This is a genomic window from Flagellimonas meridianipacifica (genome assembly GCF_003001695.1).
Lineage (GTDB): Bacteria > Bacteroidota > Bacteroidia > Flavobacteriales > Flavobacteriaceae > Flagellimonas > Flagellimonas meridianipacifica.
In genome coordinates, this window is record NZ_PVYX01000001.1 from 1,773,028 (window position 1) to 1,798,332 (window position 25,305).

The window sequence follows — 25,305 nt, forward strand, 5'->3', positions numbered from 1 at the left end:
AAATTTAAGCAATCGAATTAAAATTCTGCGTTTTGAGGTGTTCTGGGATAGGGAATCACATCTCGAATATTGCCCATACCCGTAGCGAAAAGCACCAAACGTTCAAAACCAAGTCCGAAACCGCTATGGACTGCCGTGCCAAAGCGTCTTAAGTCCAGATACCACCAAAGCTCTTTTTCGTCAATTCCCAGTTCTTCAATTTTTTGTTGTAACACTTCTAGACGTTCTTCACGTTGAGAACCTCCAACAATCTCTCCAATTCCGGGAAAAAGAACATCCATAGCCCTTACAGTCTTGCCATCTTCGTTCAATCGCATATAGAATGCCTTTATTTTGGCTGGATAATCAAACAAAATAACAGGACACTTAAAATGTTTCTCTACCAAAAAGCGTTCGTGTTCACTTTGAAGGTCAGCTCCCCATTCGTTGATTGGGAATTGAAACTTTTTCTTTTTATTGGGTTTACTGTTCCTCAAAATTTCAATCGCCTCGGTATAGGTAACCCTTTTAAAGTTGTTGTCCACAACAAATCGTAACTTCTCAATAAGGGCCATTTCGCTACGCTCGTTTTGCGGTTTGGTTTTTTCCTCATCCAAGAGTCGCTTTTCGAGAAAGGTCAAATCATCCATGCAATGATCCAACACATACTGGATAGTATATTTAATAAAATCTTCGGCCAAGTCCATGTTGGCATCCAGTTCATAAAAGGCCATTTCAGGTTCAATCATCCAAAACTCTGCAAGATGCCTTGAAGTATTCGAGTTTTCTGCCCTAAACGTAGGCCCAAAGGTGTATACTTTTCCAAGTCCCATTGCATAGGTCTCAGCTTCTAACTGACCCGAGACAGTAAGGTTGGTCTCCTTGCCAAAAAAGTCATCTTCGTATTTCACCTCACCCTCATTTGTCAACGGAGGATTTTTGGCATCCAAAGTGCTTACACGGAACATTTCCCCTGCTCCCTCGGCATCCGAACCTGTAACGATGGGTGTATGCATGTAGAAAAACCCGTTCTGTTGAAAATAACTGTGAATCGCGTAAGAAAGGGCTGAACGGACACGCATTACCGCAGAAAACGTATTGGTACGAACCCTTAAATGGGCTTTTTCCCGTAGAAATTCAAAGGAGTGTTTTTTGGGCTGAATAGGATAAGTATCCGGGTCAGCCGTGCCATGAACAAAAACGTCTTCCACCTGGATTTCCAGGCTTTGACCTTTCCCTTGACTTTCCACAAGTTTGCCTTTTATTCTTAAAGCTGAACCAACCGTGATAAGTTTGATGACGGATTCATCAAAATTTTCAAAATCAATGACACACTGAAGGTTATGAATTACAGAACCATCATTTAAAGCAATAAATCTGTTGCTTCTAAAGGCTCTTACCCAACCTTCTATTTGAACGGTATCTCCAATTGGCTGTTTTTCAAGCAATGATTTTATGGAATGTGATATCATTTTGGCTTCACTGAAATTAAGCCGTAAAGATAGTTTTTTGGTCAAAAAAGAGGACTATACACCTAGGTTTTATGACGAAATATCTATTTGTCTTCGGTATCCTTTATCTCTTCCTTGGGTAAAATATCAATTTGAGGTTTTTTAAGTACTTGTTTGTTGGCAATACTCCTTTCCAACGAAAGTAACAGAGATGGTAACAAAATCAAGTTGGCCAACATGGCAAAGAGAAGGGTTGCAGAGACCAATCCTCCAAGCGCTTTGGTGCCTCCAAAATCTGAAATGATAAACACGGAAAAACCAAAAAATAGCACTATAGAGGTGTAGAACATACTCACTCCGGTCTCACGTAAAGCGGCATAAACTGATTTTTTTATGTGCCATCTATGGGTGGTAAGTTCCTGTCTGTATTTGGCCAAGAAGTGTATTGTATCATCCACCGAAATACCAAATGCAATACTAAAGACCAGAATGGTTGAAGGTTTAATAGGTATGCCCAAATATCCCATGAGGCCCGCGGTGATGACCAAGGGAAGTAGGTTTGGTACCAGTGAAATGATTATCATCCGAAAAGAGCGAAATAGATAGGCCATGAATAAGGAAATGAGTCCAATAGCCAAGGCCAGCGAAATCAATAGGTTTTTGACTAAGTACCGAGTTCCTTTAAGGAAGAGCAAAGCTTTTCCGGTCATGAAAACATTATACCGTTCTTGCGGGAAGAATTTGGTAATTGCTTTTTGTACATCCATCTCAATCTCTTCCATCCGGTCGATTTTCACATCCCGCAGAAATGTGGTAAGGCGAGCGGTTTGTCCCGTGCTGTCCATAAAGCTTTCCAGTAAGTCGCCATCTGCGGAAGACTTCCTTACCATGTCCATTATGAAGGTATTCTCCTGTGATGTAGGTAGTTGATAGTATTTTGGGATGCCGTTGTAAAATGCTTGTTTGGAATACTTCACCAAATCTACTACCGAAACTGGGCGGGACAACTCTGGTGTTTCCTCAATAACTTCCCCCAGTTGATTCATACGCCGTAGGGTGGCGGGTCTAAACGCACCATTTTTTCGTTTGGTATCCACTACGATTTCCATGGGCATTATTCCGTCGAACTCCTCTTCAAAAAATCGAATGTCCTTAAAATAATGTGTGTTCTTGGGTAAATCTTCGATTCGACTTCCTGTAATCTCAATTTGATAAATACCGATGATGCTCAACACCAAAATGGCCACTGAGGAAATGTATACCCCAATTCTATGGTCACGAACCATACGCTCCATCCAGTTCACGAAGAAATCTATCCACCTTTTGTTGAGATGTCTCAAGTGCTTTGTCTTGGGCAAGGCCATGAAACTGTATATGATGGGTATAATTAAAAGGGATAGCACAAAAATCCCAACAATATTTATTGAGGCCACAATACCGAACTCTTTGAGGAGGTCACTATCCAGAATGATGAAGGTGGCAAAACCGGAAGCAGTGGTAATATTGGTCATCAAAGTTGCATTTCCTATTTTGGAAATTACCCGTTGTAGGGAAAGTGCTTGATTTCCATGTTTTTTTACCTCTTGCTGATATTTGTTTATTAGGAAAATACAGTTGGGGATTCCAATAACAATTATCAATGGCGGAATCAGCGCTGTAAGTATAGTAATTTCATACTGAAGTAATCCCAAGATACCAAAGGCCCACATTACCCCAATGATAACAACACACATTGAAATAAATGTGGCACGAAAACTCCTAAAGAAGAAAAAGAAAATCAATGAGGTGACCAGAAGGGCCGCAACGATGAAAATGCCTATCTCATCCACGATGGATTTGGTATTCCAAGTACGTATGTAGGGCATACCAGAAACATGCATATCCAGATTTGTCTCAGCTTCAAAATTCCTTACCAAATCCCTCAGGTCGTTTAGAATAAACTCATTCCGGACAGATGTGTTTACAATGTCTTTATCCAAATAGGCAATGGTTTGGATGGTCTCGCTTTCAGGATTGTATATCAACCCATTGTAAAAAGGAAGTTCATTTAAAAGATAATCCTTCAACTGATTCACCTCTTCCAAAGAAGTAGGGTTTTCCTTTATATAATCTTCAATGACAAATTCTTGTTTTTCATTGTCCTTGACCAATACCTGAAGATTATCGGTAGAAACCACAAAATCAACTTCGGGAAAAGCGTCAAGCTGCTTGCTGAACTTATTCCAACGGTTAAAATTTTCAGGCTCGAACAGTTTAGGATTTCTGACAGCAAAAACTATAGCATTCCCCTCCTCTCCAAAAAGGTTGGTAAAAATATTGTAGTTAATGGTGGCTTCATGGTCGTCTGGAAGAATATTGACCTCGGTATTTGATAATTGGATGTTTTTCCATTGTAAAGCCAAAAAAACTGTCGCGGCCACAACAAGAAGAAGTATAAGAATCCGGTTTCTTAATATTATTCGGGCCACGGCAGGCCAGAAACCTTGGGTTAGCTTTGCTACCATACGTGTTCTGTTGGGGGCAAAGTTAGAAAATGATTGGCTGTACTCCTAAGAGATGAACGGTGTAAAAACAATTGAATCAGACCTTCATGATTTCTGCCTCCTTTACAGTAAGGGTGGCATCCACTTTTTTGATGTAGGAATCGGTCAATTCTTGAACATCAACTTCTGCATTGCTTTTAAGATCCTCGGAAATCTCAAGCCTCTTCAACTCTTTGTTTGCTTCCTGTCTGGCGTTCCTTATGCTGACCTTAGCGTCTTCGGCTTCACCCTTGGCTTGCTTTACCAACTGTATCCTGCGCTCTTCCGTAAGAGGTGGCACATTAATAATTACCATTTCCCCATTGTTCATAGGATTAAAGCCTAGGTTGGCATTCATAATAGCTGTCTCAATATCCCCTAAAATACTTTTTTCCCAAGGTTGAACTGATATCGTTCTGGCATCTGGAGTGTTGATGTTGGATACTTGGGAAAGAGGGGTAGGAGAGCCGTAGTATTCCACCATTACAGTTGATAACATAACAGGACTAGCTTTCCCAGCACGTATTTTGACCAAAGCTTTTTCCAAGTGGGAGATGCTTCCATCCATGCTCTCTTTGGCAGCGTCAAGTATAAAGGTTACTTCTTCGTTCATACACTTACATTTTTAAGGTTTGGTCGCAAAAGCTCTGCCAAATTATATATTGACAACTGTGCCTATGCTCTCTCCTTGAACTATTTTCATGAGATTTCCCCTTGTGTTCATATCAAAAACCACAATAGGGAGCTCATTTTCCTGACTCAATGTAAAGGCTGTGGTATCCATTACCTTCAGCCCTTTGGAAATTACATCGTTAAATGAAATTCTATCAAATTTAGTTGCTGTCTTATCTTTTTCTGGGTCTGAGGTGTATATACCGTCAACTCTTGTGCCTTTCAAGATTACATCTGCCTTGATTTCAATAGCTCGAAGAACCGCAGCTGAATCTGTGGTAAAATAGGGGTTCCCTGTTCCTCCACCAAAAATGACGACCCTACCTTTTTCGAGGTGGCGCATGGCCCTTCTTCGAATAAATGGTTCGGCAACCTCATTGATTTTTATGGCGGACTGCAATCGAGTTTCAACACCATGTTGTTCCAAAGCGCTCTGCAAAGCAAGGCCATTAATAACGGTTGCCAACATACCCATGTGGTCACCTTGAACACGATCCATGCCTTGACTGGCCCCTGAAAGACCTCTGAATATGTTTCCCCCACCAATGACGATGGCTACTTCAATACCTTTTTCAACTACAGCCTTGATATCTTCAGCGTACTCCGCCAAACGTTTTCCATCAATTCCATATTGTTGTTCACCCATTAAGGCTTCTCCACTGAGTTTTAAAAGAATTCTTTTGTATTGCATGTAGGCCGAGTTGAAATCCGGACAAAAATAATCAAAAATATTTACGCCATGAGTCTAGAAAACTCAATGATTTCATAATAAAATGAAGAAAAAAGAATACATTTTGTAACCTTTTGAATTTAGGACAGTATTCCCTTAAACGAACCTAAAATAACGGACAACTTGCAAGATCTTACGGACAACTCTCTTATGCTTAAAGTCAAAAAAGGAGACCTTGATAAACTGGGGCTATTGTATGAACGGCATAAAAATAAACTATTTGGTTTCTTCTATAATCTGGGAAATAATCCATCCGTAAGTGAAGACCTTGTTCAGAATGTTTTTGTAAGAATGTTGCAATATCGGAGTTCGTTCTCAGGGAATGGAGCTTTTGGGGCATGGATGTTCAGAATGGCTAGAAATGTGAATTATGACTATCATAAGAAAGCTGCAAAAACCGAGGTGTCAAGTAGTTCTTCAAATATTGAAATAAGGGATCCGATGAACGACGAGTTGAACGAGGGGATTGAGACTGAGGGGAACAATGCTCTTTTAAGAAGAGCGATGGCTCAATTGTCGGAAGAAAAAAGAGAACTGTTGATATTGACGAAGTATAAAGGATTAAAATTTTCTGAATTGGCTGAAATAATTGGTTGTTCCGAAGGAGCAGCAAAAGTAAGGGTGCACAGGGCACTCAAAGAATTGAGAGGTATTTTTTTAGAATTAGAAATAGGATAACATGGATAAGGAAACATTTGAGATAATGGTGATGGATTACTTGGCTGGTGAAATGACCGTGAGTGATAAAGACATGTTCGACACGCTTCTAAAGGAGAATCCGGAATATCAAAAAACATATTTGGATTTGGAAGCATCTTGGCATTCGATTCAAAAGCTTAATTCACCAGAACCTTCAAAAAAGATGGATGATTCTTTCTTCAACATGCTTTCCAAAGAAGTGGAAAAGAATCAGGCAAATACATCTAAGAATATTGTAGACGAGTGGTTTGGATGGTTCAGGCCACAATTTGCACTGGGAGCATTGCTACTGCTTATTGGTTTGGGATTGGGCTACTTTTTGTCTCCCAAAGAAGAGGCATCAACAGAAAATAATGTTGTGGACATAGAAACGGAAGAAGTAAGACAAAAATTGGTGCTTACTCTTTTGGAACAGCCGTCGGCTAACCAGAGATTGCAAGGGGTAGGTGAGGCCAATAAAATTGCCAAAGTGGATGAAATAGTAATAAAGGCGCTTTTGAAAACATTGAACAGTGACACTAATGTGAATGTGAGACTTGCCGCCGTGGAATCTTTGACCAATTATGTGGATAATCCTTTGGTGCGTCAAGGTTTGGTGCAGGCCATTCCCAATCAGGAGTCTCCTATCATGCAGATTACTCTAGCAAATCTAATGGTGGCCCTACAAGAAAAAGCATCCATTGAACCTTTCAAACAACTATTGAAAGAACAAGAATTGGATACTACAGTAAAAAAGAAAATCAAGAATTCTATTGAATCTATCATATAGGAGTTTATTTATCAATCTGTCCTTTTATAAGGACCAAATCAAATTACGAACAGTTAAAATGTATTTAAAATGAGAAAACAGTTAATTGTAATACTGTCATTAAGTGTGGGGATATGTGTCCAACACATGACCGCGCAAAAGAAGGAGTTCACCGAGGTGATTCAAAAAGAAGTGGAGGTAGGAAATGCTTCTGAAAGTAACTTAGTGGTTAAAAATGTCTTTGGTTCCATCGAAATTGTGGGATATTCCGGAAGAACCGTCCAAGTGGAGGTGGAACGTAGCATTCTGGCTGAAACCAAGTCAGATTTGGAATTGGGAAAATCTGAACTTCAATTGAAGATTACGAAGTTACCCAACAAGATAATAGTTCGTCCAGATGCCCCCTATATTGATTTTGATGAGGAGAAACTGAGATATCGGTGGTGCGACAATTCGTATGACCTAAGCTATGAGCATAAACTGGACATCAAAGTAAAGGTTCCGAATACCATGATCATTGATGTGGGGACAGTTAATGATGGTGAGGTTTTGGTAGAGAACACTCGAGGTAAGTATCTGAAAGCTGAAAACATCAATGGGGGTATTACACTTACCAATGTTACAGGAAAAACCAAAGTAAACTGTATCAATGGACCAGTTACCATATCTTATGCAAACAATCCCACGGAAGCATCTGAGTATTATTCGTTGAATGGAGATATCAATATCTCCTATCAGAAATCACTTTCCGCCAATATTTCTTTTAAAAGTATGAACGGAGATATATTTACGGATTTTGATATCAACAAACAGTTTACGCGAACCAATAAATCCATTGGGGAAGGAAGTAAACCAAAGTTTAAGTTTGAATCGCGACCCGTGGTTCAAATTGGAAAAGGTTCTGTGGATTTTGATTTTGAAACTTTAAACGGAAATGTATACATCAAAAAAATATAGTACAATGAAAAAGATAAAATATATAACAATGCTCTTTGCTTTTTTGGCAATAAACGGACTAATAGCTCAGGAGGACAGTATCGATTTGTTTTCGGTTCCTTTAAGTAATCCGAACAATCCGGGCAAATTGGTGGTAGATCAAATAGCGGGCTCTATCAAAGTTGAAGCATACGAAGGGAAGGAAGTGGTAATCAAGGCTTCTTTCGGAAGTAAAAAACAGCATTACAAAGATGACAGTAAAGAAAAGCCAGGAATGAAGCGTATTTCAAGTACATCATTAAACATTGGGGCAGAGGAAAAGGATAACGTTGTCCGAGTGATTAATGAACAATGGAATAGAATCACCAATCTGGAAATTAAAGTTCCAAGGAACTTTTCCTTGAAATTATCCACTGTTAACGATGGAAACATCTTTGTGACGGGAGTTAACGGCGAAATGGAAATTAGTAATGTAAATGGAGAAATAACTTTGGAAGGGGTTAGCGGGTCAGCTTCCACCGATACAGTTAATGGGGATATCAAAGTAAATTTCAAGAGTATAACCACAGATGCGAATATGGCATTTAGTAGTCTTAACGGCGATGTGGATATCACTTTTCCCAGTTCTTTGAAAGCAGATGTAAAGGCAAAGTCGGATATGGGAGAAATTTATACAGATTTTGATATGGCCGTTTCTGCAAACCAACCAGAAGTGAGCGATAATAGGTCATCGGGCACCTACAAGGTGAAAATAGAGCAATGGGTGCGGGGTAAAATTAATGGTGGAGGGCCTGAAATGCTATTCAAGACTTTCAATGGAGATGTATACATCAAGTCGAAATAGTAATATTATACCAATGAAACAAAAAGGCCGCTCTAAAAGCGGCCTTTTTTATTGATGAAATATGTATTCTTATCCCAATGCTACTCTCTGGAATCCTGTGATTTCCAAACCGGAATCTACAGATTTTACATATTGAGCAACACTTTGCTTGCTATCTTTAATAAAAGCTTGATTAATCAGTGTATTGTCTTTGAAGAAACGCTTCAGTTTACCTTTTGCAATATTTTCCAGCATTGCTTCTGGCTTTCCTTCTTGACGTAATTGATCTTTGGCAATTTCAATTTCCTTGTCAATTGTAGCTTGGTCAACACCTTCCTCATTCAATGCAACAGGGTTCATTGCGGCAGCTTGCATAGCTACGTCTTTTGCAGCTTGAGCAGCACCATCAACGGAAGCGGAAAGACCCACCAAAGTGGCAATCTTATTTCCAGCATGAATGTATGAACCTACAAAAGGAGCATCCAATTTTGCAAAACTTCCAATTTCAATTTTCTCCCCGATTACACCGGTTTGTTCCGTAAGCTTCTCAGCAACGGTCATCCCATTGTATGCTGCATCTAGGAAAGCATCTTTACTATCAAAATCCAAAGCAAGCTCTGCTAATTCATTGGCCAAAGAAACAAAGCTGTCATTTTTGGCAACGAAGTCGGTTTCACAATTCAATGAGATAATGACCCCACTGGATTGATTCCCATTAACTTTAGCAATTGCAGCGCCTTCTGAAGAATCACGGTCTGCTCTTTTTGCAGCCACTTTTTGACCTTTTTTTCTAAGGATTTCTATTGCTTTTTCAAAATCACCTTCAGCTTCAACTAGGGCTTTTTTACAGTCCATCATTCCGGCCCCGGTCATTTTTCTAAGTTTATTTACATCTGCGGCGGTAATCTTTGCCATTTTTTCTGTGTTTAAAATTTATATAAAATAAAACAGTGTTGCGGTATTTCGCTTTAGGACAATGTTAATTAAAGGATAGATTATTCAACCCCTCCTTTAGCCTTGTCCTGCCATTCTTTAAGTTCGTCCCATTTGCCATCTGCAGCCATTTGGGCTTGTTTCCCCCAACTTGTTGGATCCAAATGAGCCATTCTAGAACTCGCTTCGGTCAAAATCTCTTTGATTTTTTCAGCATCCGTTTTTGCCAAAATAGCGTAGGTGTTTATTCCTTGGTTACTAAGCGCTTCAGCGGCTTTTGGCCCAATTCCTTCAATTTTGGTTAAATCTTCCACTTCGGCCTTGGCTACTGCGGGAGCCTCTTTAGGTTCTTCAACTACTTCTACCGGAGTTTCTTCTACAACGGTTTCTACTTCTGTAATCGTTTCCTCTTCTTTAGCCGGAGCTTCCTCAACGGCAGCTACAACTTCCTCTTGTGGAGCTTCAGCAGTCTCTTTTGCTTCTGCTTTTTCTTCTTGCTTATCGTTTTTACGATCTGCCAAACCTTCAGCAACAGCGCTGGTAACTTCTCCTAAAATGGCTTCAATCGATTTACCTGCATCATCATTTGCTGGAATTACATAATCAATGGGCCTTGGATCGGAGTTGGTATCCACCATGGCGAAAATAGGAATGTTCAATTTTTGGGCTTCTTTCACTGCGATATGCTCTCTCATAGTGTCCACTATGAAAATAGCGCCAGGAAGACGGGTCATGTCAGCTATTGAACCTAAGTTTTTCTCCAACTTAGCTCTCAAACGGTCCACTTGCAATCTTTCTTTTTTGGAAAGAGTATTGAAGGTACCGTCTTTTTTCATCCTATCGATAGCTGCCATTTTCTTGACTGCTTTTCGAATAGTAACAAAGTTGGTCAACATTCCACCGGGCCACCTTTCAGTGATGTATGGCATATTGACTTTGGATACCTTATCGGCAACAATGTCTTTTGCTTGTTTTTTGGTAGCAACGAAAAGAATTTTTCTACCGGAAGAAGCTATTTTTTTCAATGCTTCTTTGGCCTCGTCTAATTTTGCTACGGTCTTGTAGAGATTAATCACGTGAATTCCGTTTCGCTCCATGTAAATGTATGGGGCCATGTTGGGATTCCACTTTCTTGTTAGGTGTCCGAAGTGCACACCTGCTTCCAATAAGTCTTTAACTTCTGGTTTACTTGCCATCTTTTGTACTTAGTTTACGTTCCGTTGTATTAGCAATGAAAGGGTGGTCACCTGGGTTCGCCCCTTTCATTTAGATGCTAAACTAGTATCCAAAAAGTTGATGTTTGCTCTTTGGAACAACGACAACTTGATTAAAAATTTAACCCTGAATGGTTTCAGGGTTTTCAATGAACTTATAATTGTGGACAAATAATGTCCGGTATTCTTAACGTTTCGAGAATTGGAATTTCTTTCTCGCTTTCTTTTGACCAAACTTCTTACGTTCAACCATTCTTGGGTCTCTAGTTAGTAGGCCTTCCGGTTTAAGAACAGTTCGGTTTTCTTCATTTATTTCGCACATAGCTCTTGAAAGGGCTAAACGAATAGCTTCGGCCTGACCTGTAATTCCACCGCCGTATACATTAACTTTTACGTCATATGTATCTTCGGTACCGGTCAAAGCAAATGCCTGTTGAATTTTGTATTGCAAAGGAGCAGTTCCAAAATAATCTTTGTAATCTCTTTTGTTTACTGTGATGTTTCCTTTTCCTTCAGAAACATAAACCCTTGCTACTGCAGTTTTTCTTCTACCTATTTTGTGAACAACTTCCATTATTTGTAGTCGTTTAAGTTTATTGCTCGTGGTTTTTGTGCATCGTGGCCGTGCTCAGTACCTGCATACACTTTTAAGTTTCTAAAAAGATCGGCGCCCAATCTGTTTTTTGGAAGCATTCCTTTTATAGATTTTTCAACAATGCGCTCAGGGTGCTTGTCCAACATTTCTGTTGCAGTTGTTTCACGCTGACCTCCAGGATAACCAGTATATCTTTGGTATGTCTTTTCGGCCCACTTGTTTCCAGACAAGCTTACTTTTTCGGCATTAATGACAATTACATTGTCACCGCAATCCACATGGGGAGTAAAGCTAGGCTTGTGTTTTCCTCTTAGCAACTTAGCCACTTTGGAAGCTAACCTACCCAATGTTTGTCCTTCTGCATCTACCAACAACCATTCTTTGGTAACGGTTGATTTGTTTGCGGAAATTGTCTTGTAACTTAATGTATCCACTGTGAGAATATTAATCTTTTAATAACCTATCCGTTTTTAACGGGCTGCAAATGTACAATTATTAGATTGAATTACAAATGGTTGTTATTGATTATTTTTTAATTTTTGAAAGAGTCTCGAGCAACATCAAAGTTTTGGTCAAGATATGTTAAAGTCCAACTAAAATTGAGGCAAACTGTAACTGATTTCATTTTTGCTGGTCTTTAATTTAACTATCAAATCAAAAAACGGAAACAGTGAGACGACCAACCCTTTTACTGGCCCTGCTTTTTCTTTCTATTTGGGCAAGCGCACAAGACTCAACAGAAGTAGTTCCTATAAAAATTTATGTAACCAAGGCCATTGAGCAGAATCAACCACCTTCCATAGATGGACTACTTAATGATCAAGTATGGAATACCGTAGAATGGACAGGAGATTATGTAGAGTTGCAACCCGATGAAAATACCCCACCGAGCTATCAGACAAAGTTTAAGATTGTGTATGACACTAAGTACCTATATATTGGAGTACGTTGTTATGATGCAGAACCCGATAAGATTGTAAAAAGATTATCACGTAGAGATGGGTTTGATGGAGATTGGGTGGAATTCAACATTGACAGTTATCATGATAAACGCACTGCATTTTCGTTTACGGTTACCGCTGCAGGAGTTAAGGGAGACGAGTTTGTTTCAAACAATGGCAGTAACTGGGACGGAAGTTGGAACCCAATCTGGTATACCAAAACCAATGTGGACGAAGAGGGTTGGACAGCCGAGCTCAAAATTCCTTTAAGTCAATTAAAATTCAGTGGAGCCGATGATCAGGTGTGGGGACTTCAGTCGACAAGACGGTTTTTTAGGGCCGAAGAACGCTCCTTGTGGCAGAGAAAACCCATAGACCAACCTGGATGGGTAAGTGAGTTTGGTGAATTGCATGGCCTCAAAAACATTGAACCCCAAAAACAATTGGAGATACAACCGTACACGGTAACAAGTGGGGAAACATATGAAGCCGAGGAAGGAAATCCTTTTAGGGATGGAAACGACAATGATGTAACTGTAGGACTGGATGCAAAGATTGGTATTACCAACGACTTAACTTTGGATTTGACAGTAAATCCAGATTTTGGTCAGGTTGAAGCCGACCCTTCTGCCATTGCTCTTGATGGTTTTCAAATTTTCTTTCGAGAACAACGCCCGTTCTTCGTAGAAAACAAGAATATTTTCGATTTTAATGTATCACAATCTGAAGCTGGAAATACCTTTGGATTTGATAATGTCTTTTATTCCCGTAGAATAGGAAGAAGCCCTCAAGGGTCTCCCGATACTTCGGATGATGAATTTGTAGACCAACCCGCCAACACTCCCATTATTGGTGCTGCGAAGTTTAGTGGCAAAACTAAGGATGGATGGGCCATAGGGGTTTTGGAAAGTGTTACGGCACGTCGCTATGCTTCAATCGTGAATGAAGAAGGGGATGGAAGAAGGGAAATGGTGGAGCCGTTGACCAACTATTTTGTAGGAAGGCTTCAAAAGGATTTTAATGATAGAAATTCCTATATCGGAGGAATTTTTACTGCGACCAATAGAGACAATCTAACGGAGCAACTTGACTTTTTGCATCGCTCCGCTTATACCGGTGGAGTGGATTTTAAACATCAATGGCACAACAGGGATTGGTATGTGGAAGGAAATCTTATTCTAAGTCATGTACAAGGAAGTCAAGAGGCTATCCAGAATACTCAAGAATCCATTACCCATCTGTTCCAACGGGTGGATGCTGAACATGTGGCTGTGGACCCAAATAGAACTTCTTTGACAGGGAGTGCCGGGAACCTTCAAATAGGGAAAATTGGTAGTGGCCATTGGAGATTTGAGACAGGAGGTACATGGAGATCTCCAGAATTGGAACTGAACGATATCGGATTTCAAAGACAATCCGATGATATTCGACATTATACTTGGGTAGGTTATCAAACGCTCAAACCGGACAAAACCTTTAGAAGGGTAGGAATCAATTATAATCATTGGAGTGCGTGGGATTTTAACGGAAACCATAATATTCTCCGTTTCAATACCAACAGTTGGCAAAATTGGCAAAATAACTGGTTTAGCAATTTTGGATTCAACTATGGACCAAGACGGTACGATAATTTTGCTTTACGCGGGGGACCTAGGTTAAAACGCTCCCCAGACGTAAGTTTTTGGAACTCAATACGGACGGACAACAGAAAAAAGCTACGTTTCAATTTCTTCCATCGTGGGCAAAAGGCGGTTGATGACTCCTATAGGTCTTATTTTATTGAAGCAGGATTGGTCTATCAACCGGTAAATGCCATCCGTGTTTCTGCTTTTCCATCTTTGAGCATTAATAATGATAAGCTTCAGTTCATTGAGAACTTTGAAGATATAAACGGTTCCCCAAGGTATTTGAATGGTGAAATTCAGCAACGTACCCTTAGTATGTCATTCAGATTCAATTATACCATCAATCCCAATTTGACGGTTCAATATTGGGGGCAGCCCTTCATTTCAAGGGGACGCTATTCCAATTTCAAACATGTCACCGATGCCACGGCCCAACGTTTTGAAAATCGTTTTTTGGCCTATACGGACAATGAGGTTACTCTTTCGGATGGCACGTATGCTGTGGATGAAAACGTAACGGGTTCAACAGATTTTAGTTTTGACGATCCGGATTTTTCTTTCGTGCAGTTTCGCTCCAATTTGGTGATTCGATGGGAGTATATTCCCGGTTCGGAAATCTTTTTGGTATGGTCCCAGGATATTTCGCAAAGTGGTGACCCATCCCAAGGTCTTTTGGACGGATTGAGTGATAATATTTTTGGACAGCAACCTCAAAACATATTTCTCTTAAAAGCGACATATCGTTTTGTCCTCTAAATTTCAAGGTGTTGTGATACTTTTTTGATGCTTTTTGCGTTATTCCCGCAATAACCTCACAAACAAAATCATGAAAAAGATAGTATTGTTTCTTGCTGTTGTTACCTTATCATTTTCTTGTTCCAATGATGCGGATGACAACGATGCAATGGGTTCGGAAAACCGTTTGGTAGGTACTTGGGTATTGACTGACTTACGTATTGATAGTGGAGTCGACAGTGATGACCTTGACTTTGCCAAAGAAATTGTTGCATTTCTTCAGGGAATTGACTGTGACCTAATCACATTCACATTTAATGAAGATGGTACGGTTACATCTGTAGATAGAGCTAGTTTTATTTCCATTAATGTTGGAATGAACGGATTGGATATCCCATGCCCTACAGAAAGTGACACTGAAAATTCAATTTGGTCCTTGGAAGGGAATCAACTTACCTTCATCAACGAAAATTTGGAAGAGGAGACCATAACCATAGCCTTTGAAGGAGATAACACTTTAATTATTGCGGGCGAGGACATTGATGCTCAGAATTTCACTGGAGCTGGTGCAATATTCACCAGACAATAATAGAGCTAAAAACCTAAAAGAAAGAGGCTGTCTAAAAAGTATGGTTTCGTCAACCTGAACTTGTTTCAGGTTCCCTTTAAATACTTGTATTTCAAAATATTGAGATTCTGAAATGAATTCAGAATGACAACTCTTACTCTTTTTTAGACAGCCCCTTTATTTTTTCTAGGGCTTTCACCAAGGCTTCATTTGCTTCTTGAGTGCCTATAGTTATACGTACTTTTCCGGGAGCACCAAACTGTGAAACAGGGCGAACCATAACACCCTCGTTCATGAGAAAATCGGTAAATTCAAATTCTGGTATGGGTGGGTCTATTATAAAGAAGTTGCCCTGTGAAGGCCAATATGTAATTCCCAGTCTTTGGAATTCATTTTCCAAGAATCCTCTTCCTTCTAGAACGGTTTTGACCGTTTCGGCAACAAATTCTGAATCATTCAAAGCACCGATGGCAGCTTCCAAAGATGTTAGTGGTAAAAGAAAAGGTTTATGGATTTGACGAATGTAGTTGGCAATTTTAGAAGTAGTATAGCAATAACCCACACGTAAACCGGCCAAACCATAGGTTTTGGAAAAACTATTAATGGCAATAACATTATGGCCAGCTTTTACATAGGGTAGGGCTGAGGTATAATCTTCGGCATTCGCAAAATGTCTGTATACCTCATCAAAAACAATAACGATATTCTTTGGAATTCGGTCTAGGAAATCTTCAAGTACGTTTTTGGGAATATAGGTTCCTGTGGGATTATTGGGACTGGTTAAAAAAATTACCTTGGTCCTAGGGGTGATAGCATTCAAGATACCTTCAACATCTAAGGCGTAATCGGTACCCTTAAGGCGAACATCAATCAATTTAGCCCCATACCATCTTGAAAAAACTGAATAGGGCAAAAAACAGGGATTGGAATAAATTACCTCATCCCCTTCATTGATGAAGGCCCGTAACAACATATCAATAATTTCCGACCCACTGTTACCGCAGATAAATTGGTCCACCTTTAACTGTTGGTCAAAGTCAGCTACCAGTGTCTCTCGTAATCGAATATCGGTTTGGTCTGGATAGATGGCCACATTGGTAGCCGCCTGTATAAGAGCCTCAGTGGCTTTTGGAGACTGCCCCAATGGATTCTCATTTGAGGAAAGCTTGTATATTTTTTTGTTGGATTCCTTCGGAAGATTTTTTCCCCCTTTGTATACTTCCTTCGGCTCTAAATGGGGTTTGAAAATGGATTCGATTCCTTTTTCCATGTCATAAGGTTTCAGTATACATTAGCAAGGCCATGGCCTTAGTAGTCTCTCCATCCTCTAAAATTCTCTGTGCCAACCAGTGCAATTGGCTTTTCAATTTTTCCGAAGCTCCTCCTAACTTTTTAATCATCATTTGTACTTCGTCATCTTTTTGGATGGAATTCAAATCATCCTGGCTGGGTAAAGCTTCAAGGTTGCCAAGGCGTCCCAGATTGTTTCCGGTTAAAACCTCACTTTCACGAATCCCCTTGGGCAATGCGTCAACTCCAATACCTTTGGTTCGAATAGGTTTGGGAATTTCAAAGAGTGCACTTTCCGAAGCTCTCACGTACCAACTGCCTCCCATTCTTCCTACCAAATTCAGTTTTTTAGTGTCAAGCTGCCCATCGGTCAAATATTTTTCACTTATGTGGATACGTTCTACTTTCGCAATTACCAGGTTTCCAGCACCCGGTTCTTCTGCAAGCTCAATGGTTTGCTGCACTTTACACTCAAAGGAAACTGGAGCCTCTCCAACTCTTGGGGGTCTTACTGTTTCACTTGGAATTTGGGTAAGTCCGGCTTTTTCGAATTCATTTACCCCCCGTTCATATGCCGTGCTTGCAAGGGACATTTGTTCTACAATAGTATGGTTGACAATATTGATGACCACTTCTGGAACTTCCTTTACATTTAGATAGGAATGCTTATGGGTGTTATCCCGCCCACTTCGAGCAGGTGAAAAAATAAGCACCGGTGGATTGGAACTGAAAACATTGAAATAGCTGAACGGGCTTAAATTTACATTTCCAGCAGCATCGATGGTGCTTGCAAAGCAAATGGGACGAGGCGCTACTGCTGTGAGCAAGATGCCATGAAGGTCCTGTTGCGAAATGCAAGTCGGGTCTATGGTTTTTGTCATATTAGTTCTTTATACGTCATTTCGAACGAATGTGAGAAATCTATTTTAGATTCCTCGTCACTTCGCTCCTTCGGAATGACATTTCACTTTTATTTTGGTGGTAGAACTTTTGATGAAACTTCACCAAATCCAACACGAATATCGCCTTTTTGAGCATAACCACGCATGTTCACCGTATCTCCGTCGTTAATGAACTTTCGTTCCGAGCCATCTTTCATTTTGAGTGGTTTGGTTCCCATCCAAGCTAATTCCAACATAGACCCATAAGAATCTTCACTTTTACCTGAAATGGTCCCCGATGCCATCATATCACCAACATTAATATTACATCCGTTCACGGTATGGTGAGCCAATTGTTGAGCCATATTCCAATACATATATTTGAAATTACTCTTACAAATAATGGTTTCTTCGCTGTTTTCAGGTGTGATACCTACTTCTAAGTTAACTTCGTAATTCTTGTCTCCTTCATATTCCAAATAGGAAAGAACTTTGGGTTCCTGCTTTGGTCCAGAAACACGAAAAGGCTCCAACGCTTCCAAGGTCACTATCCATGGTGAAATGGAAGAAGCAAAATTCTTGGCTAAGAATGGACCCAATGGTACATACTCCCATTTTTGGATATCACGTGCGGACCAGTCATTGAATAAAACCAGTCCGAAAATATAATCCTCAGCATCTGATGTGGAAACCGATTCACCCATTTGGGTATTTTTTCCACATACGAACCCCATTTCCAATTCAAAATCCAAACGCTGTGAAGGGCCAAAAACAGGTGTACTTGAATCTTTGGGTAGCGTCTGTCCTTTAGGACGATGAATGGGTTCACCACTTACCACAATGGAACTTGCTCTACCGTGGTAACCCACGGGGATATGTTTCCAGTTGGGCAATAAGGCATTTGCGGGGTCGCGAAACATTTTACCTACATTGGTGGCATGCTCAATGCTTGAATAAAAGTCCGTGTAATCACCAACATAGACGGGCATATGCATTTGAGCATCCTTTTGTAAGACAAAAAGTTCAGGTTTTCCAGCTAGGACAGATTCATCATCTTTGAGCCAATATTGAATATCCTTTCTAACCCTGGAAGTGATTTCCTTTCCCAAAGAGATAAAATCGTTCAATACATCTTTCTCAAAAACGGCTGTGTTGAAATCAAATACATCAAGTTCAGCCAGTGCTGCCAAATCCAAGATATGCTCCCCAACGGCCACTCCAGCTCGTGGGCTCCTATCTTGGGTTGAAAATATTCCGAAAGGAATGTTATGGATTGAAAAATCTGAATTTTCAGGTATGTTTATAATCATGTTTTTGGTGCGTCATTCCTGCGAAAACAGGAATCTGTTTTTAAATGGATTCCCGCGCAGGCGGGAATGACAAATTGATTTAATTAATCCAACCAAGATTGATAATATTCACCATCATCAATCTTCATGGCATTTTCGGTAACTTGTAAAGGTTTGAAGGTATCTATCATTACCGCCAATTCCTCTGTGCCCTTTTTGCCAATACTTCCTTCATATGTTCCGGGATGTGGCCCGTGTGGAATTCCAGCGGGATGCAAGGATATGTAACCAGGGCCAATACCCTTTCTGCTCATAAAATCCCCATCTACATAATACAAGACTTCATCAGAATCTATGTTGGAATGGTTGTAAGGCGCAGGAATGGCCTTTGGATGGTAATCGTACAAACGAGGGCAGAACGAACAGATAACGAATGCACCAGTCTCAAAAGTCTGGTGCACAGGGGGTGGTTGATGTACCCGACCTGTGATGGGTTCAAAATTGTGAATTGAGAAGCCGTAAGGATAATTGTAGCCATCCCATCCCACAACATCAAACGGATGTGTTGCGTACACCAAGCTGTGCAACATGCCTTGTTTTTTTATTTTCATCAAAAACTCTCCCGTCTCATCGTGACTTACCAAATTCTGGGGTAATTTATAATCCCTCTCACAGAATGGGGAATGCTCCAAAAGTTGGCCAAACCAGTTTCGGTATCGTTTTGGGGTATAAATCGGATGGAAGGATTCAGCATATAAAATGCGGTTATCCTCTGTATCAAATTCAATTTGGTAAACCATTCCTCGTGGAATGATAAGGTAATCCCCATATTCAAAAGGAATGTCCCCTACAAAAGTTTTTAGGGTCCCGGAGCCTTTGTGAATAAAAAGCATTTCATCCGCATCTGCATTCTTATAAAAATAAGATGTCAATGATTTTCTAGGGGCGGCAAGGCCAACGTGTACGTCACTATTGACCAAAAGGGGTTCTCGCGCATCCAAAAAATCATCTTGTGGTTTAACATCAAAACCGATTAGCTTACGGGAGGTGATGTTTTTTTCCACGGCAATTTTTGGACTCACATCTATGGGTTCACCTACTTTTTTTACCTGAGTGGGGCGGTGAATATGATATAAGAGTGAAGACATGCCATCAAAACCAATAGTGCCGAACAGTTGTTCATAGTATAGCGTGCCATCGGTTTTCTCAAATTGCGTATGTCGCTTTTGCGGAATTTTTCCGAGTTTATGATAAATCGGCATAAAATATAATTTTTAGTGCAGTGTACCTCTAACTTCTTGTTCTCTTTCAATCGCTTCGAACAATGCCTTAAAGTTACCTTTTCCAAAGGATTGCGCCCCTTTTCTTTGAATGATTTCAAAAAACATGGTAGGCCTAGGCTCTACGGGACGAGTGAAAATCTGAAGTAAGTACCCTTCGTCATCTCTATCTACAAGGATACCCAACTCTTTCAATGGAGCAATGTCTTCATCGATTTTGCCCACCCTATCAGTAACGGCATCGTAATAGGTGTCGGGAACCCTCAAGAATTCAACACCTCTGCTTCTAAGAGCTTTAACGGTCTTAATGATGTCATCTGTAGCAACGGCAATGTGTTGTACACCTTCACCTTCATAGAAATCCAAATATTCTTCCACTTGGGATTTCTTTTTGCCCTCCGCAGGTTCGTTTATCGGGAATTTGATACGCCCGTTGCCATTACTCATTACCTTGCTCATAAGCGCGGTATACTCCGTGGAGATATCGTTATCATCAAAAGAAAGAATGTTTACAAACCCCATGACCTTTTCGTAGAATTCTACCCAATGGTTCATTTTATTCCATCCCACATTTCCTACCATATGGTCAACGTATTTTAAACCTACCGATTCTGGATTGTAGTATGGTGTCTCCCACTTTATATAACCTGGCAAGAAAGTGCCGTGGTAGTCTTTTCGTTCCACAAAAATGTGCACGGTCTCACCGTAGGTGTAAATGCCCGCTCTCACCACTTTACCGTCCTTATCTTCTTCAACAACAGGCTCCATGTAAGATTTTGCGCCTCTAGCAATTGCGGTTTCATAAGCATAGGTAGCATCATCCACCCATAAAGCGACTACTTTTACACCATCGCCATGAGCATCAATGTGTTTCCCTATTTCTGTCCCACTTTTTAAAGGGGATGTCAATATCAAACGAATTTTATCCTGTATTACCACGTAGCTTTCTCGGTCTTTTAATCCAGTCTCAAGTCCAGCATAGGCATAGGATTGAAAACCAAATGCAGTTTTGTAGAAGTGTGCGGCTTGCTTTGAATTACCCACATATAGTTCAATATAATCCGTGCCATTTATAGGCATGAAGTCTTTGGCTTCATCGTGAATTTTAGGGATTGTGGAAGTTTCCATAGTGTGCGTTTTTATATTGTAATATTATTATTGTTGTTAGTGCAACAAAAATACATATTTTTGTATTACCAAAGTATATTTGTAGGTAAAATTCAAGTTAAAAATGCTCAATCAAATAGACAAAATATCGGGAATAGGATTACACTTGGATTTGGTGTTGCGTAAAATCCAAGATGCCTATCTACGCACCTTTGAAGAATTGGGAGTGGATATGACGATTGAGCAGTGGGTGGTTCTGCATCGTATTTATGAATTGGGGGATGAAGCTTCACAAAGGGAAATCGTGCGAACCAATTTCCGAAACCGGGCCACGACCTCTAGAATTATTGGTCGGTTGGAAGGAAAAGAATGGATTTTCAAAACACGATTTGAGGGTGACCAAAAACGGTTTAAGCTGGAGCTTACCCTTAAGGGTAAAGAGGTTATCGACTTAGTATTGCCTTATGCTGTAAATCTACGTAAGCAAGCCATTAAAGATTTAGATGTTATGGAATTTGAGACCTTCTTAAAGGTTTTGGACCAGATTGGAGAAAATTATAGCTCCAAATAGGCTGTTTTACCACCGTTTCTGTGTCATTTTATCTGAGCAAATTCTTAAAATCTATGTTTTAGGGTAATTTAGCATAGAAATAGGGTAATATTGTTGTTTTGGTGTGGTAAGGATAAGGGGAATTTTGCGACTCATTTGTCTCAAAACAAAACAGTAGCATGAAAAAGTTGAAACATTATCCTACGGTTTGGCAGACGTACCCATTTTCTATGGAAATGTTTGCCCACTTTGAAGAAGATGCCAAGAGGGCATCTGAAAGAAGTGAAGTTAAAAAAGCACGAAAGTCAAAATTAAAACTGGCTTTTGGCTGGTAAGTAAAATGTAATACACTTGAAAAGGCGTCCATTGGGCGCCTTTTTTATTTTTACTTTATTTTTCCGTCATGGAAGCCTGCTCTCTTCCAAGTTTCATTTTCATAAACCCACAAATTGGTAATTCGGTATTTATTTTCTTTTGAGCCAAGACTATCTTTAACCTTCACGCTAACCTTGCCTGTCACAATAGCTGAATTACCGAAATACTCAATTTTGGTTTCATCCAATTTGTAGTTCAAAACTTCTATTTCCCCAGATTGGAGACGTTTACTTCGTTTTTCCAAATAGTTGAACCAACCCTTTTTCCCAATTACCTTGGAGCTACCATTGGTGTGTAGATAGTTTGCTGTGGTCATGGAATCAAGAACCTTCAAATCACCTTCGGAAAAAGCTTTATTGAACGTTTCAATAGATGTCATTAGCGCATTGTGGTCAACGGAGTTTTTAGGTTCACAACCTAGAAGGTAGATGCTGATTAAAACTAGGATTGATTGGTGAATTTTCATAGGAACTGTTTTAATGGGCCTCCAACCAATTATCCCCAATACCCACTTCCACATCCAAGGGTACGGCGAGTTCGTAGGCCTTTTCCATTTCTGTTTTTATGAGTGTCTTCATTTCTTCCAACTCAGGTTTGTAGCAGTCAAAAACCAGTTCATCATGTACTTGAAGCAACATTTTGGTCTTGTAATTTCCTTCTGAAAGCTTTTTATGGATATTGATCATCGCGATTTTGATGATATCCGCGGCACTTCCCTGAATTGGTGCATTAACAGCATTTCGTTCTGCCGCCCCACGAACCACCTGATTCCCGGCATTGATATCTTTTAGATATCGTCTCCTACCTAAAACGGTTTGTACATAGCCATTATCTCTGGCAAAGTCTACTTGCTCACTCATATAATTGCGAAGCTTTGGATAGGTCTTGTAATAGGTATCTATAAGCTCCTTGGCCTCAGAACGACTTAAATCCGTTTGATTGCTCAATCCAAATGCAGATACCCCATAAATGATTCCGAAGTTTACGGTTTTTGCATTGCTTCGTTGTTCACGGGTTACCTCGTCAATAGGAACATTGAAAACTCTTGAAGCCGTTGAGGCATGAATGTCCTCCCCGTTTTTAAAGGCTGAAATCATGGTGTCTTCTTCACTTAAAGCCGCAATGATTCGCAATTCAATTTGGGAATAATCCGCCGCCAACAAAACATAATTCTCATCCCTGGGTACAAAGGCTTTGCGTACTTGGCGACCTCTTTCCGTTCTGATGGGAATGTTTTGAAGATTAGGATTGTTGCTACTCAATCTTCCTGTTGCAGCCACCGTTTGCATATAGTCCGTATGTACCCTGCCGCTGTGTTGTTGTACCTCATTGGGTAGAGCATCCACATAGGTGCTTTTTAATTTGGATAGCCCTCTAAAGTCCAACACATTTTGAATGATTTCATGGTCTTTTGCTAGATAGGACAACACTTCTTCCGATGTGGAAAATTGACCCGTTTTTGTTTTCTTGGGTTTGTCCACCAATTTCATTTTGCCAAAAAGTATTTCACCCAATTGTTTTGGAGAGGCGATATTGAACTGCTCCCCGGCTTGTTCGTAGATTTTACTTTCCAGGGTTTTGATGTCGGCATCCAATTCAGTGGACAAGCTGTTGAGGTAGCCCTCGTCCAAATTGATACCTTCACTTTCCATGTCTGCCAATACACGCAGCAAGGGGACTTCAATCTCTTCGAAAAGTTTGTCGGTTTTAGCTTCTGAAAGCTCTGGTCTGAAGTGTTGCGCCAATTGATAGGTAATATCGGCATCCTCTGTAGCGTATTCGGTCTGTTTCTCTAAAGGAACTTGACGCATACTCAACTGGTTTTTCCCTTTTTTTCCAATAAGCTCTGTTATAGATACCGGGGTGTAGTTGAGATATGTTTCCGATAATACATCCATATTGTGCCGCATATCTGGATTAATAAGATAATGTGCCAACATGGTGTCAAAAAGCTTACCCTTTACTTCAACATTATAGTTTTGCATCACCTTGATATCGTACTTCAAGTTTTGCCCCACTTTCTCAATGGCTTCCGATTCAAAAAAGGGACGCAATTTCTCAACAATTGATTGGGCGGTTTCTTTATCTTCAGGAACAGGTACGTAAAAGCCTTTTCCAGCCTCCCAACTGAATGCAATCCCCACCAATTCGGCTTCTAGAGGGTTTATGGATGTAGTTTCCGTATCAAAACAAACCGAAGTTTGAGCCATTAATTTTTCCAAAAAAAGTTCTAACCCAAGACCATGACTCACCGTCTGATAGAAATGCAGAACATCCTTTACTGTTTTTCTGCTATTGACATCTTTAATTGTTGCCGCCGCATCAGCAGGGTCACCACCAAATAAAGTAAATTGGCCGCTACCTGCTACTTTGGCTTCTTGTTTTGCAGTTTCAGTACTGCTTACTTGGGTTACTGTTTCTGCTTCGCCGGAAAAGATTTTAAGAAACTGTTCTTTAAGTCTTCTAAACTCTAGTTCTTCAAAAATTACTTGGACTTTTTCACTGTCTGGTGGACACATTTCAAAGTCTTTTTCATCGAAGGTTACTTCACAATCTGTTTTGATTTCTGCCAATTTTCTGGAAAGACGCCCCAACTCGGCATTGTCTTCCACTTTTTCCTTCATTTTTCCTTTCAATTGGTCCGTGTTGGCCAAAAGTCCTTCCATGGAACCAAAGTCGGCAAGGAATTTCTTTGCGGTTTTATCTCCAACACCTGGCAATCCTGGAATATTGTCACTAGCGTCGCCCATCATCCCCAGATAATCTATGACCTGTTCCGGGCGTTCCACTCCAAAACGTTTCTGAACTTCGGGAATGCCCCAAATCTCAATACCATTTCCCATTCTTGCTGGTCGGTACATAAAGATATTCTCTGATACCAACTGCCCAAAATCCTTATCTGGGGTGACCATGAAAGTTTTGAACCCTTCTTTTTCCGCTTGCTTGGCCAAGGTGCCTATTAAGTCATCGGCTTCATACCCTTCCAACTCAACTACAGGAATTTTCATCGCATTCAAAATGGATTGGATATAGGGAACCGCAATTTTTATGGCTTCTGGAGTTTCATCCCTGTTCGCTTTGTATTCCTCAAACATTTCTGTTCTTTCCACACTACCTCCCTTATCGAAGGCCACGGCCAAATGGTCCGGTTGTTCGCGTTTGATTACATCAAATAGGGAATTCATAAAACCCATTATGGCACTGGTGTCCATGCCTTTGGAATTGATTCGAGGGTTTTTTATCAAGGCATAATATCCTCTAAAAATCAAAGCGTAGGCATCTAGTAAGAAAAGTCGTTTTTGGTCAGACATTGTCGTACATATTGAAGAAAACCAAAACTACGAATTAATGCTAAACGAAAC

23 protein-coding genes are annotated in these 25,305 nt (G+C 40.2%); 8 read left to right on the forward strand and 15 right to left on the reverse strand.

From position 1 onward, the window contains the following. Positions 1–17: 17 nt before the first annotated feature. The 4 genes from asnS to pyrH form a co-directional block, all read right to left on the reverse strand. Positions 18–1,451, reverse strand: a complete 1,434-nt coding sequence (gene asnS, locus CLV81_RS08210) for an asparagine--tRNA ligase (RefSeq protein ID WP_106144538.1) — start codon at positions 1,449–1,451, stop codon at positions 18–20. An 83-nt stretch (positions 1,452–1,534) separates the two neighbouring features. Further along, complete coding sequence (locus CLV81_RS08215) at positions 1,535–3,934, reverse strand: efflux RND transporter permease subunit (protein WP_106144539.1); 2,400 nt, start codon at positions 3,932–3,934, stop codon at positions 1,535–1,537. A 76-nt stretch (positions 3,935–4,010) separates the two neighbouring features. Then, the gene (gene frr, locus CLV81_RS08220) at positions 4,011–4,565 is read right to left on the reverse strand and encodes a ribosome recycling factor (protein ID WP_106144540.1); all 555 of its coding nucleotides are present in this window, start codon (positions 4,563–4,565) and stop codon (positions 4,011–4,013) included. Positions 4,566–4,607: 42 nt separating this feature from the next. Continuing rightward, complete coding sequence (gene pyrH / locus CLV81_RS08225) at positions 4,608–5,315, reverse strand: UMP kinase (protein WP_106144541.1); 708 nt, start codon at positions 5,313–5,315, stop codon at positions 4,608–4,610. 189 nt (positions 5,316–5,504) lie between these two features. Here pyrH and CLV81_RS08230 point away from each other — a divergent pair, with 189 nt between their 5' ends. The 4 genes from CLV81_RS08230 to CLV81_RS08245 all read left to right on the forward strand — a co-directional run bounded on the left by CLV81_RS08230 (position 5,505) and on the right by CLV81_RS08245 (position 8,581). Further along, positions 5,505–6,032, forward strand: coding sequence for an RNA polymerase sigma factor (locus tag CLV81_RS08230; protein ID WP_211297992.1), 528 nt, complete (start codon positions 5,505–5,507; stop codon positions 6,030–6,032). A gap of 1 nt (position 6,033) precedes the next feature. Continuing rightward, on the forward strand, positions 6,034–6,822 hold the full coding sequence (locus tag CLV81_RS08235) for a HEAT repeat domain-containing protein (RefSeq protein ID WP_106144543.1): 789 nt from the start codon (positions 6,034–6,036) through the stop codon (positions 6,820–6,822). 69 nt (positions 6,823–6,891) lie between these two features. After that, positions 6,892–7,758, forward strand: a complete 867-nt coding sequence (locus CLV81_RS08240; protein ID WP_146129863.1) for a DUF4097 family beta strand repeat-containing protein — start codon at positions 6,892–6,894, stop codon at positions 7,756–7,758. Between the two features lie 4 nt (positions 7,759–7,762). Continuing rightward, positions 7,763–8,581, forward strand: coding sequence for a DUF4097 family beta strand repeat-containing protein (locus CLV81_RS08245; protein ID WP_106144948.1), 819 nt, complete (start codon positions 7,763–7,765; stop codon positions 8,579–8,581). Positions 8,582–8,650: 69 nt separating this feature from the next. Here the strand turns inward: CLV81_RS08245 and tsf are convergent, their stop codons facing one another. The 4 genes from tsf to rplM all read right to left on the reverse strand — a co-directional run bounded on the left by tsf (position 8,651) and on the right by rplM (position 11,736). Beyond that, positions 8,651–9,475, reverse strand: coding sequence for a translation elongation factor Ts (tsf, locus tag CLV81_RS08250; protein WP_106144545.1), 825 nt, complete (start codon positions 9,473–9,475; stop codon positions 8,651–8,653). Between the two features lie 80 nt (positions 9,476–9,555). Then, positions 9,556–10,689, reverse strand: a complete 1,134-nt coding sequence (rpsB, locus tag CLV81_RS08255) for a 30S ribosomal protein S2 (RefSeq protein ID WP_106144546.1) — start codon at positions 10,687–10,689, stop codon at positions 9,556–9,558. A gap of 205 nt (positions 10,690–10,894) precedes the next feature. After that, on the reverse strand, positions 10,895–11,281 hold the full coding sequence (rpsI, locus tag CLV81_RS08260; protein ID WP_106144547.1) for a 30S ribosomal protein S9: 387 nt from the start codon (positions 11,279–11,281) through the stop codon (positions 10,895–10,897). Continuing rightward, on the reverse strand, positions 11,281–11,736 hold the full coding sequence (gene rplM, locus CLV81_RS08265) for a 50S ribosomal protein L13 (RefSeq protein WP_106144548.1): 456 nt from the start codon (positions 11,734–11,736) through the stop codon (positions 11,281–11,283). Before rplM ends, rpsI begins: the two co-directional genes overlap by 1 nt. 236 nt (positions 11,737–11,972) lie before the next feature. On the opposite strand from rplM, the gene CLV81_RS08270 reads away from it, so the two are divergent. Continuing rightward, the gene (locus CLV81_RS08270) at positions 11,973–14,624 is read left to right on the forward strand and encodes a DUF5916 domain-containing protein (protein WP_245911962.1); all 2,652 of its coding nucleotides are present in this window, start codon (positions 11,973–11,975) and stop codon (positions 14,622–14,624) included. A 70-nt stretch (positions 14,625–14,694) separates the two neighbouring features. Continuing rightward, positions 14,695–15,192 carry a lipocalin family protein gene (locus CLV81_RS08275; protein WP_106144549.1) on the forward strand — a complete coding sequence of 166 codons (498 nt, stop codon included), beginning with the start codon at positions 14,695–14,697 and terminating at the stop codon, positions 15,190–15,192. 133 nt (positions 15,193–15,325) lie between these two features. Here CLV81_RS08275 and hisC read toward each other — a convergent pair whose 3' ends face one another. The 5 genes from hisC to hppD form a co-directional block, all read right to left on the reverse strand. Then, positions 15,326–16,441 (reverse strand): histidinol-phosphate transaminase, encoded by a 1,116-nt coding sequence (gene hisC, locus CLV81_RS08280; protein ID WP_106144550.1) that lies wholly within the window; start codon positions 16,439–16,441, stop codon positions 15,326–15,328. A 1-nt stretch (position 16,442) separates the two neighbouring features. Next, the gene (locus tag CLV81_RS08285; protein ID WP_106144551.1) at positions 16,443–17,342 is read right to left on the reverse strand and encodes a flavin reductase family protein; all 900 of its coding nucleotides are present in this window, start codon (positions 17,340–17,342) and stop codon (positions 16,443–16,445) included. An 89-nt stretch (positions 17,343–17,431) separates the two neighbouring features. After that, positions 17,432–18,652, reverse strand: coding sequence for a fumarylacetoacetase (fahA, locus tag CLV81_RS08290; RefSeq protein ID WP_106144552.1), 1,221 nt, complete (start codon positions 18,650–18,652; stop codon positions 17,432–17,434). An 83-nt stretch (positions 18,653–18,735) separates the two neighbouring features. Next, entirely contained in the window at positions 18,736–19,893 is a 1,158-nt protein-coding gene (locus CLV81_RS08295) for a homogentisate 1,2-dioxygenase (RefSeq protein ID WP_106144553.1), read from the reverse strand. Positions 19,894–19,905: 12 nt separating this feature from the next. After that, positions 19,906–21,039, reverse strand: a complete 1,134-nt coding sequence (gene hppD / locus CLV81_RS08300) for a 4-hydroxyphenylpyruvate dioxygenase (protein ID WP_106144554.1) — start codon at positions 21,037–21,039, stop codon at positions 19,906–19,908. A gap of 103 nt (positions 21,040–21,142) precedes the next feature. On the opposite strand from hppD, the gene CLV81_RS08305 reads away from it, so the two are divergent. After that, on the forward strand, positions 21,143–21,589 hold the full coding sequence (locus CLV81_RS08305) for a MarR family winged helix-turn-helix transcriptional regulator (RefSeq protein WP_106144555.1): 447 nt from the start codon (positions 21,143–21,145) through the stop codon (positions 21,587–21,589). Positions 21,590–21,747: 158 nt separating this feature from the next. After that, positions 21,748–21,903 (forward strand): hypothetical protein, encoded by a 156-nt coding sequence (locus CLV81_RS20550; protein WP_158259099.1) that lies wholly within the window; start codon positions 21,748–21,750, stop codon positions 21,901–21,903. A gap of 50 nt (positions 21,904–21,953) precedes the next feature. On the opposite strand, the gene CLV81_RS08310 is transcribed toward CLV81_RS20550, so the two are convergent. Both CLV81_RS08310 and polA read right to left on the reverse strand, forming a co-directional pair. Next, positions 21,954–22,409, reverse strand: coding sequence for a nuclear transport factor 2 family protein (locus CLV81_RS08310; protein ID WP_158259100.1), 456 nt, complete (start codon positions 22,407–22,409; stop codon positions 21,954–21,956). A gap of 10 nt (positions 22,410–22,419) precedes the next feature. Then, a complete protein-coding gene (polA, locus tag CLV81_RS08315) occupies positions 22,420–25,254 on the reverse strand; it encodes a DNA polymerase I (protein WP_106144557.1) in 2,835 nt (944 codons plus the stop codon). Positions 25,255–25,305: the final 51 nt, after the last annotated feature.

What these genes read in the sequence shown, in the direction of transcription:
- asnS (WP_106144538.1), bottom strand. Translation starts at nt 1,451, where the DNA reads ATGATATCACATTCCATAAAATCATTGCTTGAAAAACAGCCAATTGGA.
- CLV81_RS08215 (WP_106144539.1), bottom strand. Translation starts at nt 3,934, where the DNA reads ATGGTAGCAAAGCTAACCCAAGGTTTCTGGCCTGCCGTGGCCCGAATA.
- frr (WP_106144540.1), bottom strand. Translation starts at nt 4,565, where the DNA reads ATGAACGAAGAAGTAACCTTTATACTTGACGCTGCCAAAGAGAGCATG.
- pyrH (WP_106144541.1), bottom strand. Translation starts at nt 5,315, where the DNA reads ATGCAATACAAAAGAATTCTTTTAAAACTCAGTGGAGAAGCCTTAATG.
- CLV81_RS08230 (WP_211297992.1), top strand. Translation starts at nt 5,505, where the DNA reads ATGCTTAAAGTCAAAAAAGGAGACCTTGATAAACTGGGGCTATTGTAT.
- CLV81_RS08235 (WP_106144543.1), top strand. Translation starts at nt 6,034, where the DNA reads ATGGATAAGGAAACATTTGAGATAATGGTGATGGATTACTTGGCTGGT.
- CLV81_RS08240 (WP_146129863.1), top strand. Translation starts at nt 6,892, where the DNA reads ATGAGAAAACAGTTAATTGTAATACTGTCATTAAGTGTGGGGATATGT.
- CLV81_RS08245 (WP_106144948.1), top strand. Translation starts at nt 7,763, where the DNA reads ATGAAAAAGATAAAATATATAACAATGCTCTTTGCTTTTTTGGCAATA.
- tsf (WP_106144545.1), bottom strand. Translation starts at nt 9,475, where the DNA reads ATGGCAAAGATTACCGCCGCAGATGTAAATAAACTTAGAAAAATGACC.
- rpsB (WP_106144546.1), bottom strand. Translation starts at nt 10,689, where the DNA reads ATGGCAAGTAAACCAGAAGTTAAAGACTTATTGGAAGCAGGTGTGCAC.
- rpsI (WP_106144547.1), bottom strand. Translation starts at nt 11,281, where the DNA reads ATGGAAGTTGTTCACAAAATAGGTAGAAGAAAAACTGCAGTAGCAAGG.
- CLV81_RS08275 (WP_106144549.1), top strand. Translation starts at nt 14,695, where the DNA reads ATGAAAAAGATAGTATTGTTTCTTGCTGTTGTTACCTTATCATTTTCT.
- hisC (WP_106144550.1), bottom strand. Translation starts at nt 16,441, where the DNA reads ATGGAAAAAGGAATCGAATCCATTTTCAAACCCCATTTAGAGCCGAAG.
- CLV81_RS08285 (WP_106144551.1), bottom strand. Translation starts at nt 17,342, where the DNA reads ATGACAAAAACCATAGACCCGACTTGCATTTCGCAACAGGACCTTCAT.
- fahA (WP_106144552.1), bottom strand. Translation starts at nt 18,652, where the DNA reads ATGATTATAAACATACCTGAAAATTCAGATTTTTCAATCCATAACATT.
- CLV81_RS08295 (WP_106144553.1), bottom strand. Translation starts at nt 19,893, where the DNA reads ATGCCGATTTATCATAAACTCGGAAAAATTCCGCAAAAGCGACATACG.
- hppD (WP_106144554.1), bottom strand. Translation starts at nt 21,039, where the DNA reads ATGGAAACTTCCACAATCCCTAAAATTCACGATGAAGCCAAAGACTTC.
- CLV81_RS08305 (WP_106144555.1), top strand. Translation starts at nt 21,143, where the DNA reads ATGCTCAATCAAATAGACAAAATATCGGGAATAGGATTACACTTGGAT.
- CLV81_RS20550 (WP_158259099.1), top strand. Translation starts at nt 21,748, where the DNA reads ATGAAAAAGTTGAAACATTATCCTACGGTTTGGCAGACGTACCCATTT.
- CLV81_RS08310 (WP_158259100.1), bottom strand. Translation starts at nt 22,409, where the DNA reads ATGAAAATTCACCAATCAATCCTAGTTTTAATCAGCATCTACCTTCTA.
- polA (WP_106144557.1), bottom strand. Translation starts at nt 25,254, where the DNA reads ATGTCTGACCAAAAACGACTTTTCTTACTAGATGCCTACGCTTTGATT.